This is a genomic window from Actinokineospora cianjurensis (assembly GCF_003663795.1).
Taxonomy (GTDB): domain Bacteria; phylum Actinomycetota; class Actinomycetes; order Mycobacteriales; family Pseudonocardiaceae; genus Actinokineospora; species Actinokineospora terrae.
The window spans coordinates 1-15,588 of sequence record NZ_RCDD01000008.1; the positions used below are offsets into that span (position 1 = coordinate 1).

The window sequence follows — 15,588 nt, forward strand, 5'->3', positions numbered from 1 at the left end:
GGCGAGGGGAGGAGGAAGGGGGAGGGGGAGGTTGGGTTGGGGGGGTTGGGGGGGTTGGGGGGAGGTCGGTGGGGGGGGTGGTGGTGGGTGATGAGGTGGAGGGCTTCGGGGGCGAAGGGGGATACGGCGGCAGCCACCTGGTGGGTGGCGCGGACCTGGGCGGCGGCGGTGGTTTGGAGGATGGTGGCGGTTAGGCGGGTGGGGCCTAGGGCGCAGGCGCGGTGGTTGAGGGTTAGGTCGATCAGGGCGCCGGTGAGGCTCAGGGTGACTGTGACCGAGCCGTCGGGGGAGGACTCGGTTACGCGGTCGGTGGAGAGGCGGGTGGTCAGGTCGGCCGCGCGGGAGCGGAGTTCGTCGAGCGCGAGTTGGGTGTCCGCGAGTGCTACCGGGTCGCGGTCGGGCCAGGTCATGGGGCTGTCGCCAGGATCGAGTCCAGGCGGGCGGCGATGCGGTCGTTGTCGCTCGGGGCCATGCTCAGCCAGTGGTCGTCGAGGATCACCAGGTAGCGGCCACGGGGAGTGTCGAACCAGGACACCACCGGGTGCGCCCGCAGCCGACCGGCGCTGACGCCGAACTGCCCGCCCGCGACCCTGGTCTCCGCCAACTCGCCCAACATCGCGTAGTCCGGGTTCGGCACATCGGGCTCCAGGACACCGCCTTCTTCCTCGCCCGCCAGCTCGGCCATCGCGACGGACACCGCGTACCCCGGGCCGGGTTGGCCCGCGGGCAGCAGGTCGACCACGGCCCTGGGCAGTTCGGTGTGCCGCAGCACCCGCAGCGTCACGGTGCCGTCCGCGTGCACGACCGCCAGAGCGCCCCTGTCGTCGCGCACCGCGCCGAGTGCCCGGAACGCCCCAGCCGGACCGAGGGCGGCCGACTCCACCGGCAGGTGACCGACCGCGTCGACCGACCGGTGCGCGGCCGCGAGCACCGCGAGCACGTCGAGCAGCACGCCGTCGGGGCCGCGGCCGGACCACAGGCCCCTGGCGGCCAGTTCGCCGCGCACGCGCTCGGTGACCGCGGCGCGTTCGGCGACCGTGGCGCCGTGGTGGGCGACGTCGAGCGGGTAGGGCATCCTGCCGAACCGCCCCGTGGACCACACCACGTCGAACTCCGCGGTGCTGAGCCGGATCGCGGTCATTCGCGGACCCAGCTCTTGGACTTGAAGCTGACCCCGATGACCGGCGGCGGCACCCGCTGCTCGTCATCGAAGATCGACTCGCCCTGGACGTACGGCGTGGGCCCGCGCTCCTCGTCCTCCTCGCCCTTGGCCCCGCCCCCGCCGCCACCGGCGAACCCGGGCAACCCGGAACCGGCCTGCCCGCCGCGACCAGCCGCGACGCCCGCGCCCAGGTCACCGGGACGGACCGGGGCGGCGAAGCCCTGGCGCGCCTGGCCGAACCCCGCGACCGGCACCCGGGCACCGGTCGGCCCGAAGCCCGCGCCGCCGCCGACCCCGGACCCGATGCCGCCGTGCTCGGGTACGGCAAAACCCTGCGCGGCGAAGCTTTGCGGACCGCCGCCGAGGCCAGGCGCGAACGCCGCCGCGCCGACCCCGGAACCAGCACCGGGCACGTACGCCTGCACGGGAGAAGGGAAGGCGGCCGCCGACGTCACCTCGCGCGGAGGCAGCGTGGGAGGCGTCCAGTCAGCACCGGCTCCCGGCTCGAACAGGTCGCCCGCGAACATGCCCTGTCCACCACCCGGCAGCTCGAAACCGCCACCACCACCACCGGATCCAGCCCCGAAGCGACCCTCGGACCCGCCGCCCGCGCCCCCGAGACCGTCCACATCGGAGGATGATCCGGCCGCGTCGCCCAGCGTCGTCCGCAGGACGTTGGGCGGCAGGGCGAACACCGGCATCGCGGCGTCGATCGTGCGGGAGTTGGTCTCCAGCTCGACCATCACCTCGACCGCTTGGTCGTGGGCGTCGCGCGCCAGGTCGTTGAACCGCTTGAGGTCCTGCAAGACGATGAACAAGCCCACGGGGTTGCCCGAGCCGAACATGTCCGACAGCACCGAGTCCCAGTCGAACTGGACCGGCTCCGGCATCCGCGACCTGGCCCGCTCGGCGTGCGAGCCCTGCTCGTCGAGCCGCACCGACAGCGTGACCGCCGTCGCCGCGGTCTCCGCGCCCCAGTCGGCCAGGGCCGTCATCGAGGACCGGGCCGTGCTCGCCGCCTCGCCCTCCCAGCCGGACTCGGTGTCGCGCACGGCGGTGGCGAACCGGGTGGCCGACTCCCCCATGTCGGCGCCGAGGCGCGCCCAGGTGTTCACGACGGCCGATGTCACGCCCGGGTCGAGGTTGGCGTGCACGGAGAGGTAGAGCTGCGGGTGCGAGTACGCCGCCCAGTTCGTCGGCTCGGTCAGCACGAGATCGGCGCCCGGCGGCTTCCCGACCGTGGTCGTCGCGCCGGTCACGCGTCCACCGTCCGCATCCGACCCGCGCGCTCGTGGTCGGTGTCCTGGTAGTTGGCCATGGCGCCGGTCACCGCCTCGGTCGCGTCGGCCAGCACCTCGACGTAGCGGCGCAGCACGACCAGCAGCGAGGTCTGGTCGCTGTCGGCCCTGCGGTGGAACTTCGCGGACATCGCCAGCGCGACGCCGTTGTCGCCCAACGGGATCGCGCCGACCAGCGCCTGGGCGCGCTCCAGCCCGCCCGCGGCGTCGTCGCACTGCTCGCGCAGCGCGGCGACCAGCCGCCCACCGGTCTCCGGGTCGATCGCGACCCGGCCGTGCCGGATGTCGTCGGTCAGCGCGATGACACCGCTGATCGCGGCCGCCATCCCGTTGTCGCCCACCGCGGCGAGCGCCGAGTCGGCCAGGTCGCGCGGGATCTCGGGATCGGGTTCGGCCGGTCGGCCCGGCCGCTGCCGGATGTCGTGCAGGTCTTCCACGGTTCTCCTCATCGATCACGCGGTGGCGGTCGGTCAGGGCTGGTGCGGGTTGTTGTGCTGGGCGGTCCACCCCTGCCGCGCGGACCACCTGATCTCCGACATGTCGTGGGCACCCCTGGTGCCCGCCTTGACCGCCCAGCCGATGTACTCCTTCGAGCTGTCGAGGTCGGCCATCTTGCGCAGCGCGGGGTAGCTCTTGCGCCAGTGCTCCCTGATCCGGACCTCGCTGCGCTTGTACCGCGACCACGCCTGGGGAGCGCGCTGGCGGAATAGCCGCTCGTGGCCCTTCAGCCAGCCGTTCGGGGGCGAGTACGCGCGGCCGGGGGGCAGGCCGCCGGACACGGACGCGCGCCGGACCGGCACCGGGGCGGGTTCGACCCTCGTGACGGGGACCGACTCGGCCCGGCGGATCGGCGCGGCGGAGGCGGGCCGCACCGAGGCGGGCGCGTGGCCCGCCGCTGCCGAGTGCCCGGGGTTCGACCTGGCCGCGCTCGGCACCCTGCTCAGCGAGCTCATCCTGGCCGCCGACCGCTCCATCAGGCCGACTGCCTTGAGGATCGCGGTCAGCGCCTTGCCGCACGTCAGGCTGATGGAGGTCCACAGCCAGCCGAGGAATCCCGCGATCGAGGTGCCGCCGGTGATCGGGGCGAGCGCCAGCGCGGTGAGGCCGACCGCGATGGCGTCACCGACCAGGGTGGCGATCAGGTCGCGGACGAGCGCGCGCACCACGGCCACCACCACCGCGCTGGTGTGCACGATGTAGCCGATCGCGTCGGCGGTCGCGGCCAGCACCGCCAACTCGGTGTGGTGGTGGTCCATGTGCTTCTTGCAGGCTTCCGCGGCGAGGCCGTGCCAGGGGTCGATCACGGCGCGCTGAGCGCCGAACTTCTCGTGGACCTGGGTGAAGGACTTGGACAGCGAGTGCATGTGCCGAGCGGTCAGCATGGCCTGGTCCGGGTCGCCCGCGACCCAGGTGAGCAGGGTCCTGACCGGCTCGAAGTGCTCCATCACCCAGCCGAGCCCGGCCGCGATCAGCGAGCCGAGCGGGTTGATCACGAGCTTGGCGACGTCGAAGGCCAGGGCGACGGCGTCCACGCCGACCGCGACCAGGAACGCGGCGATGTCCTCGCCCTGCGCGGTGCTGAGGGCGTTGATGTCCTCGAACAGCAGCGCACCGGAGTCGAAGATCCCCGCGCCCGCCGTGGGTCGGGGCGGGATGACCTGCCCGGGGGTGGTCACGGCGTGCCGGTGAAGGTGTCGGCGTTGTCGAGGTCGGTGTTGACGTACTTCGCGACGATCGCGCGCAACTCGTCGGCATCGCCCGCCATGACCCTCGCCCTGGTCGCGCACAGGGCCTCCAGGCGGTCGATCTCCGTGTGGGCGGGCATGCCGAACAGTTGCCCCAGCAGGTAGCCCCACGCCTGGGGGTTCCACTTGTCGCCCATCCGCCCCGCGGTGTCCTTCACCCAGTGCGCCGCGTCGTCGAGGTGGGTGGCCATCGCCTGCAGGTCGGCCGGGGTGACCTTGATGTTCGGGCTCGTCATCTCGTGTCTCTCCTGTGGACGGTCAGCGGGTCGCGGTCACGTAGCGGGTGCCGTCGAAGTCGACGACCTCGACGGCGGCGACCGCGGTCAACGGGAACGGGGTGGTGCCGCTGAGCGCGGCGGGTTCGGCGGTCGAGATCCAGCGCGCGACCCGCTCCCGGGTGCCGTCGATCGCGACGACGACCAGCCAGCACCCCCTGCCCTCGGGGACACCGGCCACCGTCGCGGTCATGGCCCGCGGGGTCAGCACGGCCTCCAGCCGCACGCCGGTCACCGGGTCGGTGCCGGAGACGCGCACCGGATCGCCCCAGTCCGGCGGCACCACGGGGCTGGTCGGGACCGTCGAGGCAGCGGTCGTGGTGGTCGTCGTACCCGGCGCAGTCGTGTCAGTCGTCGTCCCTGCCGTCGGCGGGTCGCCGGTCACGGTGGTCGTCTTCGGGATCGGGTGCCGGGTAGTGCTCGGGGAGCGGTCTCGGCGCGGGAGCGGCGTGGTGGTCGGAGCCGGACCAGGCGACGCGACGGCGGTGGTCGTGGCCGGCACTCTCGGTTCGCGACCGGTGTCCGGACCGCGTTGCGCGACAACCCCTTCCGGCGCCGCGGGGCCAGCCAGCACGCCCACCCCGACCACGGCGGCGACCACCACACCGGCCGCGGCGGCCAGCAGCACCCGCGCCCGGGTTCGCCGGACGGCCACCTCGGCCCGGATCTGCCGCAGGGCCCGCTGGAGCACCAGGTCGTCGGTCGGTGTCGTGCGCAGCAGCGCCTCCGGGGGCAGCGCGCCGACGAGGTCCAGCATCGAGCGCACCGCCCCCGCCTCGGCACGGCACGGCGCGCAGTCCCGCAGGTGCGCCTCGGTCAGGCCGCGCTCCTCGTCGTCGAGCACGCCCAGTACGTAGGCGCCGAGCGACGGGCAGGTCGGTGCGCTCATGTCGCGACCCTCTCCAGCGCGACCCGCAGCGCTCGGACGGCGTAGTGCGACCGCGACTTGACGGTGCCCGGCGCGATCCCCAGCTCCTGGGCCGCGTCGGCGACGCTGCGGTCGTGGAAGTAGATCTGCACCAGGACCTGCCGGTGGTCCTCGGAGAGCGCGTCGATGGCGGCCAGCACGCTCATCGAGTCGACCACCCGCTGCGCGTGGTCGCCGAGCACCACGTCGTGGCTCGCCGACTCGGCCACCTCGGCTGGCCGCGACGCGCGCGCCCTGGACCGGTCGATGACCAGGTTGCGGGTCACGGTGAACAGCCAGGCCCGTGCCGTCTCCGCGTTGGCCGCCAGCGCGTCGGTGTTGCGCCACGCCCGCACCAGCGCCTCCTGGACCACGTCCTCGGCGGCCGCCCGGTCACCGGTGAGCCGGGTGGCGTAGGCGATGAGGGGTTGGCCGTGGTCCTCGTAGAGGGTGCGGATGAACGCCTCGTCCCTGCGGACGACCCGCGCCGAGGCGAACAGCCGCGCCATCCCGACTCCCCTGTGCTCAGCCATGCGGTGGCCTTCACCGCTGACACGGATGGGACGGGCGGTCGGTTCGGAAACGGCCGCCGATGTCGTCCGGACCACATGCGACACCCCGGCGGGCCACCGCGGGTGCCCGGGACACCACCCTGCGGCGTTTTCCGGTTGTCCGACAAGCACATTCCGGCGCTTTTCGGTAGGGGACCACGGTGGACACCGGCGCGGGCGGTCGAGGATTTCCGCGCTCCATTGTGGAATGGGCGGGCGAATGGGAACGAAAGGGAATAACGCGGCCTTTCGGGCGGCCAGGACCGTGGTTGAGGATCGGAGGTGCGTGTCCCCAACCCGGTAGGAGGCAGCAGGTATGGCCAGGAAAGCCATTCTGTCCGTGGCAGTCGGATTCACGCTGGTGGGAGCTGTGCTCAGCGTGCCAACCGCGGGTGCTGCGCAGGCACTCGCGGCGCCGGACATCTCGGTGGCGAACGTGCAGGCGCACCTCAACCAGTTGCAGACCATCGCCAACAACAACGGCGGCAACCGGGCGCACGGGCGGCCGGGGTACAAGGCGTCGGTGGACTGGGTGAAGGGCAAGCTCGACGCCGCCGGGTGGACCACGTCGGTGAAGACGTTCACCTCCAGCGGGGCCACCGGCTACAACCTGATCGCCGACTGGCCGGGCGGGGACGCCAACAACGTGCTGATGGCGGGCGCGCACCTGGACAGCGTCAGCGCCGGGCCGGGCATCAACGACAACGGCAGCGGGTCGGCCGGGCTGCTCGAGGTCGCGCTGGCCGTGTCGCGGGCGCAGCTCAAGCCGACCAAGCACCTGCGGTTCGGCTGGTGGGGCGCGGAGGAGCTCGGCCTGGTCGGGTCGACCAACTACGTGAACACGCTGGCGAGCACGGAGCGGTCCAAGATCAAGGGTTACCTGAACTTCGACATGACCGGCTCGCCCAACCCCGCGTACTTCGTGTACTCCTCCAGCGGGCAGCCCACCGGGTCGGCGACGCTGCAGAAGGCGCTCGAGGAGCACTTCGCCCGCATCGGCGTGCCCACCGAGACCACCTCGGTCGGCGGCCGGTCCGACCACGCCGCGTTCGCCCGCTCCGGCATCCCGATCGGCGGCCTGTTCAGCGGCGCGGAGGGCACCAAGACCGCGGCGCAGGCGCAGAAGTGGGGCGGCACCGCCAACGCGGCCTACGACCCCTGCTACCACCGCTCGTGCGACCGGACGACCAACATCAACGCGACCTCGCTCGACCGGCACAGCGACGCGATCGCCTACGCCATCTGGAAGCTCTCCGGCGCCCCGGCGCAGTAAGCAGAGCCCCGGCGCAGTAAGCACAGGCCCTGCGCGATAGCAGAGCCCCGGCGCGGTAACCCCCGACGCCGCAGCACAGGAGTCGGTCGGCACGCGCTGACCGCGTCGAACGCGGGCCACCCCGGACGGGGGGTGGCCCGCGTTCGGCGTCCCCGGGCCGGGCGCGGCTCGACCGGTTCTCCACAGGATGTGCACCACTCGGACGCGCGCGGGACACAGCGGACCGGGCAAGGTGGCGCCATGCCCTACACGCTGTCGCACGCCGCCGCGGTGCTGCCGTTCCTCCGGCGGCGACCGCTGGTGGGGTCCGCGCTGGTGGTCGGGTCGATGTCGCCGGACCTGCTGTACTTCCTGGCCCTGGAGCCGGGCGTGGACGAGCGCACCCACACCTGGCTCGGCCTGGTGGTCATCGACCTGCCGGTCGCGCTCGCCCTGCTCGCGGTGTTCCACGTGCTCGTCGTGCCCGCGCTGATGGCCCTGGCCCCGCGCTGGGTCCGGGCGCGGGTGGTACCCCGACCGCCGCGGCTGGGGGTCGCGGCGGTCGGGTGGATCGTGCTGTCGGTGCTGCTCGGCGGGGTGACGCACCTGGTGTGGGACGCGTTCACCCACCACGACGGCTGGGTGGTGCGGCAGTACCCGCGACTGTTCCGGGAGTGGCTGTGGGTGGGGATGCCGCGCTACCACTTCCTGCAGTACCTGAGCAGCGTGCTCGGCGGGGCCGTGGTGCTCTGGTACGCGGTCGCGCGGCTGCGGCGGCAGGAGCCGGTGGAGCGGGTGTCGCCGCTGTACGCGCCGCCTGCCAGGCCGTGGTTGGTGATCAGCGCGGTGGTGGCGGCCGGGGTCGGGTTGGCCGTGGTCAGGGCGGTGACGGTGATGGCGTGGATGAACCACCAGTCGGTGGTGGGGTTCACCAAGACGCTGGCGGCCGGGGTGCGGCCGAGCGACGCCCAGGTGGCGGCCGGGGTGGCCAGGGCGTCGATCTGCGTGGTGACCGGCGTGTTCGTCGCCCTGGTCGCGGTGGGGCTCTACCAGCGTGCGAGGCAGCGCACAGCCGGAGTAGTGGACTAGACCGCCCAGTCCGTGCTGGACTGTCCACACTGGCCGATCCGGAGGTCGGGTGGAGCGCTCCCAGGACGATCGGAGTGCCCGCGCCCGCTGACAACGGCCAGCGGGGCGGACTAATGTGCAACTTGCACATCGACGTCTACGCACGTGGCCGCACGTGCGCACCCCTGAACCGTGGTTGCACGTTCACTGCGTGAAGTTGTCACCAACGCGCGGTGTCCGATCAACAACACGCAGAACTCGTGCGCCCTGGTCCTAGGGCTTGGCGTCTGTGATCCTTCGGCCTAGCTTTGTCCCATGGAGCTGGAGCTGCGCCACTTCAAAATCATCGTTGCGGTCGCCGAGGCGGGCAGCATCACCAAGGCCGCGTCCACCTTGGGACTCGCCCAACCCGCGCTGACCGCTCAGCTCCACCGGATCGAGCGCGCGCTCGGTGGACCTCTCTTCGAACGCGACAGGAAGGGAGCCAGACCGACCGCTCTCGGCGAGTTGGTGCTGTCCAGGGCCCGCCTGCTGCTGCCCGCGGTGTCCGGGCTGCGGGAGGAAGCGGCCCGCTTCGCCAACAACGCCGCACTGCCCGGGGACACCCCGGCCAGGCTGCGGCTCGGGTCGGCGACCGGCCCGGTGCTCGGCGGCCTCGTGCACCAGCTCAACGCCGCCTACCCCGACCTGCACGTCACCACGCACGTGTCGTGGTCGTCGGAGGAGCTGGCGTCGATGGTGGCCGACGGTCGGGTCGACTACACCCTGGTCGGGGTGTGCGGCGACGCGCCGCCGCCGTCGCAACCGGGGCTGATCTGGCGGACGCTGGCCACCGACCCGGTGTTCGTGCTGCTCTCGGACAAGCACCCGCTGGCCGACCAGCGCGAGGTGCAGCTCTCCGAACTGGCGGGCGTGCAGTGGGGGGCGACACCGGGCGACGGCTGCTTCGCCGACTGCTTCGCCGCGGCCTGCGCCAGGGCCGGGTTCACCCCGCGCACCCTCTACGAGACCGACGTCAACAGCTGCATCGACCTGGTCGAGTCCGGCGACGCCGTGGTGCTCTGCCAGCCGATGTTCCGCAGGATGCCCGGCGTGGTGCCGGTGCCGATCGCGGGCAACCCGCTGCGGTGGCGCAACCTGATCGGCTGGCACCCCGACGGCTCCGCCGCGGCGTTCTCCGACCAGCTGGTCAAGATGGCCAGCACCGCCTACGCCGACGTGATCGCCCGCAGCGCGCGCTACACCGAGTTCCTGCGCGACTACCCCGGGTTCGGCGTCGAGCGCCCGGAGGCGATCTGACCAGGTGCTATGGCCAACTACTATGGCCCAAAGCCCTGTGACGCGGATTACTGTGCCAGACACCTGCTGACCGATTCGTCCGGTTGAGACGTCACCGGACCCATCCCGCACGTCGCCGACGACCGGCCCAGCCAGCCGGTCGGCTTCGACGCGTCGGTCGGCGGGCCCCGTAACCCTCCCCTGCACGAGGAGCACGGCATGGCACCCAAGACCGGGAAATCCGGCACGACCCGCAAGATCACCGCCTTACTCTCGGCCACGGTGGTGACCTCAGGCATCGCCGTCGCGGTGACCCTGTCCGCCGAGGCGGCCCCAGCACCAGCCGGGGCCGCCGCCGCGGCGGACAGCATGCAGTCGGCGATGCAACGAGACCTCGGCCTCTCCGCCGAGGGCGCCAACACGAGGCTGGCCAGCGAGGACCGGGCCGCTCGGGCCGACCGCGGGCTGCGCAAGCAGTTGGCGGCCAAGCTCGGCGGCAGCTGGTACGACGCGGGCCGGGGCAAGCTCGTCGTCGCCGTCACCGACAACGCCGCCGCGGCGACCGCCAGGTCGGCGGGCGCGGACGCGGTGCTGGTGTCGCGGACCGAGGCCCAGCTCGACGAGCTCAAGGCCAGGTTGGACGCCAACCAGGCCAGGAGCCCGAAGACCGTCCCGGCCTGGTACGTCGACCTGCCCGGCAACAAGATCGTGGTCAAGTCGCGCGGCTCGGCACTCGCCGCGGCCCGCGCGTTCGTGGCCGCCAGCGGGGTCCCCGCGGACGCGGTCAGCGTGGAGGCGTCCGACGAGTCCCCGCGCAAGCTGATCGACGTCGTCGGCGGCAACGCGTACTACATCGGCAGCGGCACCCGCTGCTCGGTCGGCTTCTCGGTGACCGGCGGGTTCGTCACCGCGGGCCACTGCGGCAGCACCGGCGCCAGCACCACCCAGCCCAGCGGCAGCTTCGCCGGGTCGAGCTTCCCCGGCAACGACTACGCGTTCGTCCGGGTCGGCGCGGGCAACACGGTGATCGGCGCGGTCAACAACTACTCCGGCGGCCGGGTCGCGGTCGCGGGCAGCACCGACGCCCCGGTCGGGTCGTCGATCTGCCGCTCCGGGTCCACCACCGGGTGGCACTGCGGCACCATCCAGGCCCGCAACTCCTCGGTCACCTACCCCGAGGGCACCATCACCGGCCTGATCCGCACCAACGCGTGCGCCGAGCCGGGCGACTCCGGCGGCTCGGCCATCTCGGGCAGCCAGGCCCAGGGCGTCACCTCGGGCGGGTCCGGCAACTGCTCCTCCGGCGGCACGACGTACTTCCAGCCGGTCAACGAGATCCTCCAGGCGTACGGGCTGAGCCTGGTCACCAACGGCGGCACCCCGCCGACCACGACCCCGCCCACCACCAACCCGCCCGGCAACTGCACCGGCACCACCTACACCGGCAGCCTCGCCGGCGGCGGTAGGGCCGTGCAGCCGAACAACAGCTACTACCAAACGACCGTCACGGGTGCCCACCGCGGCTGCCTGACCGGTCCCGCCGGAACCGACTTCGACCTGTACCTGCAGAAGTGGAACGGCAGCACGTGGGCGAACGTCGGCACGGGCGGCACGCCGTCCAACGTCGAATCCGTCTCTTACACCGGTACCGCCGGGTACTACCGCTGGCAGGTCCACGCCTACAGCGGCTCCGGCTCTTACACCCTGCGGGCGTCTCGCCCGTAACGTCCCAACCGAACAGTCGACGCCGGAAGCCGGTCCTCTCGGGGGCCGGCTTCCCGCATCTCGGGACTAGAGGGCCGCGTCCGCCGTGTGATCCGCCACTCGAACCTGGTTGCGGCCGCCGTGCTTGGCCTCGTACACCGCGGCGTCGGCGCGGCGCAGCATCGTGTCGAGGTCGACCCCGGAGGCGGTGGCCACGCCGATGGAGGTGGTGCGGCCGCTGATGACGACCGGCTGGCCGCGCTTGTCGGTCGCGGCCACCTGCATGGCGGCCACGCCGCGGCGGATGCGCTCGGCGACCTGCACCGCGCCGTCTAGGTCGGTGTCGGGCAGCAGCAGGACGAACTCCTCGCCGCCGAAGCGACCCACCACATCGCCCTGGCGGGTGGTCTCGCGCAGGACCCGGCCGACCGCGCGCAGCACCGCGTCGCCTGCCGGGTGGCCCCAGGTGTCGTTGACGAGCTTGAAGTGGTCCAGGTCGAGCACCGCGACCGACAGCGTCGTGCGCAGCCGCGCCGAGCGGGACATCTCCCGGCCAGCCTGCTCGTGCCAGCCGCGGCTGTTGAGCAGTTGGGTCTTGTGGTCGGTGCGGGCGTCGCCGCGCAGGTTCTCGATCTGCAGCGCGCCCCAGTCCAGCGCGCACAGCAGCGGCACCACGAACAGCGGCGCCAGCCAGGCGTGCGCGATGGCCAGCGCGGCGAGCGCGCCGAGGCACACCGTCAGCGCCGCCATGGCGTTGTCGCGCCGGGAGCCGATCACGACCGTCCAGGTCGGCTGCGGCGCGGACAGCGCGATGACCCCGCCGATCGCGATGGCGTTGATCACGAAGTAGGTCAGCCCGGCCAGGGCGAGCACCAGGGCCTCGCGGGCACCGAACGCGCTGGTCACGTCCACCCCGGCCAGCCGGACCACCGCGAACGAGCCGAGCGCGGCGAGCAGGATGCCCGCGGTGCCGAAGGTGTAGCGGTAGAGCGGTCGGCGGGCCACCGGGTAGAGCTGCACGCGCAACAGCAACATCGACAGCACGGCCATCCACGCGGGCAGCAACACCATCGCGGGCAGGATCCACACCACACTGGTGTCCATGTGCGGACCGGTGCCGCTGTCGCGCCGGGTCTCCTCCGTGCGCCTCGAGAGCCACAGGTGCGCCGCGCCCGCGCCGACGAGGACGGCGAGCCAGCGCCAATCGGCCCGCGTTGGTGGTACGTCGGTGAGGCAGGCGACGACGACCGCCGTGGCGGCGAGGAGTTCGAAGATGATCACATAGCGCAGGGCGGCCGTCGGCAACGACCACAGGCCCCACGACCGGACCCACCGCCAAGACGAAGGGTGTTCAGTGCGCAGCGAGTCGGTCACACTTAGCCGTGAACGGATCCGGCGCCGGACACCCCCGCGGGGCGCCGACCCAGGCACGTCGGCACCGGTGCCGCCACGGTTGCGATTCGCCGCCGCGGCGTCACCTTCCGGCCTGTCGAACGTTTCGTCCAGCGTGGATCCCCTTGGAGGTGTGTCCGATGCGCTCGCGTTCCCGTGCTCCGCTCGCGCCCCAACCGACCGCGCAGGGTGAACAGCCCTGTCGTCAGCGTGGTGTCCGGCAGCGTACCTATCGGCAGCGTCCACATCGAGCAAAGGAGTAGCGGCCGACGCGTTCGCGCGCCCGGTGCCGCCGTCCGCCACAGCACCGACCGTACCCGCAGGAGGAACCCCCCATGCGCTCACGCGACTGGTGACCACCCCGCCCACTGTCCCGACCGGAGAAGGAGGAGCCCCCGATGTCCCGTGACTGGTGACCACAGCCTCGACGCCACCGACCGTCCCAACCGGAGAAGGAGCCGCAGATGTCCCGCGACTGGTGACCACGGAACCGCCCACAACCCCACTCGGCGAAGGAGCAACAGATGTCCCGCGATTGGTGACCACAGCCTCAGCCACTACCCCAACCGCACTAGAAGGAGCCCCCGATGTCTCGCGACTGGTGACCACCGAACCACCCGCCACCTCAGCAACCGAAGGAGCCGCACATGTCCCGCGACTGGTGACCACACCCTCAGCCACAGCCCCGCCGGCAGAACCAGGAGTCCTCAATGTCCCGTGACTGGTGACCACAGCCTCGACCTCAGCCCCGACCACCGCAGGAGGAGCCGTCAATGTCTCGCGACTGGTGAACACCGAACCGTCCACAACCCCGGCAACCGAAGGAGCCGCAGATGTCCCGCGACTGGTGACCACGACCTCAGCCCCACTAGCAGAACCAGGAGTCCTCAATGTCCCGTGACTGGTGACCACAGCCTCGACGCCACCGACCGTCCCAACCGGAGAAGGAGCCGCAGATGTCTCGCGATTGGTGACACCAGCCCCAGCAGCACTACCCGCGTCAACCCGAGAAGGAGCCCCGGATGTCCCGCGACTGGTGACCACAGCCCCGGCCTCAACCCCGACCACAGCAGAAGGAGCCGTCAATGTCTCGCGACTGGTGAACACCGAACCGTCCACAACCCCGGCAACCGAAGGAGCCGCACATGTCCCGCGACTGGTGACCACAGCGTCGACCTCAGCCACCGACTCGGCCGAAGGAGCTACAGATGTCCCGCGATTGGTGAAACCGACCTCGTCCCCCGCACCGACCCGTCCCCGCAGAGGAGCGCCCGATGTCCCGCGATTGGTGAGCACCGCAGCCGTGGACGCAGCGTGACCGTCCACTTCGATCTCGGCTTGATCGGCAGGAGGAACCCGGGATGCGTTCCCGCGCCCGGTGAGCCCCGGCCCGACCCCCTCGGCGGACTCGAGTCCGCCCGCGACCGGATGCCCGGTCCGACCGTCCACACCGGCGGCAGAGCCCGATGCGCGGCCGTCGCCGGTGACCCCGTCCGCTGCCCCGCTGACACCGGTGGGAGCGGCGACCCGGCTGTGCTCGGTGCGCGCGGAACCCCTGTCCGCCGCGGCATCCCCAGTGTCCCCACCGGAAACCGGAGGCACGCCGGTGAGCGGCGCGTCGTGCGCGTCGCCGCGATCGGTGAGCCCCAACGCCTCGCCCTCCCTTCCTCCGCACCACGTGCGAGCGTCCACTGAGACGTCCGCGCGCCCGGGGGGTTGTTCCACACCCGGGTACCCGGCCCGGCGTGGCCGCCGGACCCTCACCCGTGACATCGCCCACCGCTCACGCGGTGTGTCATCGGCCGTGCCCTCGCCGCGCGTGACCGGTCCGCGCGGCACTGTCCCCACGGTACGTCCTGCGCCGACAGTAGCGACCCCGCTACGCCAAGCAGCGCCCGAATGGAGCACGACACTACTCGGACGTGTCGACTACTCGATTACGACGTTCGCCACCGCCGGGCAGCGCCCGAACGAGCGAATTGATCACCCTGCCGCGCGGGAGGACCGTTACGCGCTGCGCACAGGGGTCAGCCACTTGCGCAGGCGCGGCGGCAGTCGCTTCTCCAGCCCGTAGGGCTCGAGGTGCCCGCCGAACACCTCGGCGAACGCGGTGGCCACGGTGTCGACGTCCCAGGCGTCGCGGTGCAGGATCGGCGCCTTGAAGTAGGGCTGGCCGACGATGTGCAACTCCGGTCCGGTACAGCGGACGACCTGTCCGGTGATGCCAGCCGAGCGCTCGTCGAGCAGGAAGTGCACCAGCGGGGCCACCAGGTCGGGGGTGTGTTCGGGCGGTGTGTGCCGCGATGCCCGTTCCGAGGTCCACACCATCCTGGTGTACGCCTTCGGGCAGACCGCGTTCACCCGGATGCCGGAGTCCTCCAGGTCCAGCGCCCAGGACGCCGTGAGCGAGGACACAGCGCCCTTGGTGGCCGCGTAGGTCGCGATGGTGCGCTGCCCGAGCGAGGCGCCGGAGGAGATGTTGACGATCGCGCCGCCCCCGGCCGCCCGCATCCGGCGGATCGCGGCCAGGCCGGTGTAGATCACCCCGAGCACGTTCACCTCGACCACCGCCCGGATTCGCGCCGGGTCGTCGTCCTCCCACGGCAGCGCCTCGTAGGTCAGCCCGGCGTTGTTGACCAACCCGTTGACCGCGCCGAACTCGGCGACGCACAGCGCCACGAGGGCGTCGGCCTGCTCGGGGTCGGCGACGTCGTGCGCGCTCGCCACCGCCGCCCCGCCGTCGCGCCGGATCGCCTCGGCCACCCGCCGAGCCAGCGGCTCGTCGACGTCGTTGACCACCACCGCCGCGCCCGCGCGGGCCAGGTGCGCCGCGAACGCCTCCCCGAGACCCCGCCCGGCCCCGGTCACCACCACAGCCCTGCCGTCCATGCCGCTCCCTATGACGCCTGCCCCGATCCCCGCCGCGGACCGCGCCCGCCGCGGTGGCGGTCACACC

The 15,588-nt window shown here is 72.3% G+C and carries 14 protein-coding genes; 4 read left to right on the forward strand and 10 right to left on the reverse strand.

Annotated elements, in window-relative coordinates; all coding sequences use genetic code 11:
* The 8 genes from CLV68_RS29705 to CLV68_RS29740 form a co-directional block, all read right to left on the reverse strand.
* Positions 1-410 (reverse strand): YbaB/EbfC family nucleoid-associated protein (locus CLV68_RS29705; protein WP_147460216.1); only part of this gene is annotated, 410 nt, incomplete at its 3' end.
* A complete protein-coding gene (locus tag CLV68_RS29710; RefSeq protein WP_121394334.1) occupies positions 407-1,141 on the reverse strand; it encodes an ESX secretion-associated protein EspG in 735 nt (244 codons plus the stop codon). The genes CLV68_RS29710 and CLV68_RS29705, both read right to left, overlap by 4 nt.
* A complete protein-coding gene (locus CLV68_RS29715) occupies positions 1,138-2,421 on the reverse strand; it encodes a PPE domain-containing protein (RefSeq protein ID WP_121394335.1) in 1,284 nt (427 codons plus the stop codon). The genes CLV68_RS29710 and CLV68_RS29715 overlap by 4 nt, the downstream gene beginning before the upstream one ends.
* Positions 2,418-2,909, reverse strand: a complete 492-nt coding sequence (locus CLV68_RS29720) for a hypothetical protein (protein WP_147460217.1) — start codon at positions 2,907-2,909, stop codon at positions 2,418-2,420. Before CLV68_RS29720 ends, CLV68_RS29715 begins: the two co-directional genes overlap by 4 nt.
* Before the next feature lie 21 nt (positions 2,910-2,930).
* The gene (locus tag CLV68_RS29725) at positions 2,931-4,136 is read right to left on the reverse strand and encodes a hypothetical protein (RefSeq protein ID WP_121394337.1); all 1,206 of its coding nucleotides are present in this window, start codon (positions 4,134-4,136) and stop codon (positions 2,931-2,933) included.
* Positions 4,133-4,441, reverse strand: a complete 309-nt coding sequence (locus CLV68_RS29730; RefSeq protein WP_121394338.1) for a hypothetical protein — start codon at positions 4,439-4,441, stop codon at positions 4,133-4,135. Before CLV68_RS29730 ends, CLV68_RS29725 begins: the two co-directional genes overlap by 4 nt.
* Before the next feature lie 22 nt (positions 4,442-4,463).
* Positions 4,464-5,369, reverse strand: a complete 906-nt coding sequence (locus CLV68_RS29735) for a zf-HC2 domain-containing protein (RefSeq protein ID WP_121394339.1) — start codon at positions 5,367-5,369, stop codon at positions 4,464-4,466.
* Positions 5,366-5,896: a sigma-70 family RNA polymerase sigma factor gene (locus CLV68_RS29740; protein WP_121394340.1), complete on the reverse strand. Its 531-nt coding sequence runs from the start codon at positions 5,894-5,896 to the stop codon at positions 5,366-5,368. The genes CLV68_RS29735 and CLV68_RS29740 overlap by 4 nt, the downstream gene beginning before the upstream one ends.
* A 412-nt stretch (positions 5,897-6,308) precedes the next feature.
* On the opposite strand from CLV68_RS29740, the gene CLV68_RS29745 reads away from it, so the two are divergent.
* The 4 genes from CLV68_RS29745 to CLV68_RS29760 all read left to right on the forward strand — a co-directional run bounded on the left by CLV68_RS29745 (position 6,309) and on the right by CLV68_RS29760 (position 11,261).
* On the forward strand, positions 6,309-7,211 hold the full coding sequence (locus CLV68_RS29745; protein WP_246010180.1) for a M28 family metallopeptidase: 903 nt from the start codon (positions 6,309-6,311) through the stop codon (positions 7,209-7,211).
* Between the two features lie 240 nt (positions 7,212-7,451).
* Entirely contained in the window at positions 7,452-8,279 is an 828-nt protein-coding gene (locus CLV68_RS29750) for a DUF4184 family protein (protein WP_121394341.1), read from the forward strand.
* 294 nt (positions 8,280-8,573) lie between these two features.
* Positions 8,574-9,557 carry a LysR family transcriptional regulator gene (locus tag CLV68_RS29755; protein ID WP_092774623.1) on the forward strand — a complete coding sequence of 328 codons (984 nt, stop codon included), beginning with the start codon at positions 8,574-8,576 and terminating at the stop codon, positions 9,555-9,557.
* A gap of 198 nt (positions 9,558-9,755) precedes the next feature.
* Positions 9,756-11,261: a S1 family peptidase gene (locus tag CLV68_RS29760; RefSeq protein WP_121394342.1), complete on the forward strand. Its 1,506-nt coding sequence runs from the start codon at positions 9,756-9,758 to the stop codon at positions 11,259-11,261.
* A gap of 66 nt (positions 11,262-11,327) precedes the next feature.
* Here the strand turns inward: CLV68_RS29760 and CLV68_RS34350 are convergent, their stop codons facing one another.
* Complete coding sequence (locus CLV68_RS34350; RefSeq protein ID WP_170224666.1) at positions 11,328-12,545, reverse strand: GGDEF domain-containing protein; 1,218 nt, start codon at positions 12,543-12,545, stop codon at positions 11,328-11,330.
* A 2,094-nt stretch (positions 12,546-14,639) separates the two neighbouring features.
* Positions 14,640-15,521 carry an SDR family NAD(P)-dependent oxidoreductase gene (locus CLV68_RS29770; protein ID WP_211346813.1) on the reverse strand — a complete coding sequence of 294 codons (882 nt, stop codon included), beginning with the start codon at positions 15,519-15,521 and terminating at the stop codon, positions 14,640-14,642.
* Between the last annotated feature and the right edge of the window lie 67 nt (positions 15,522-15,588).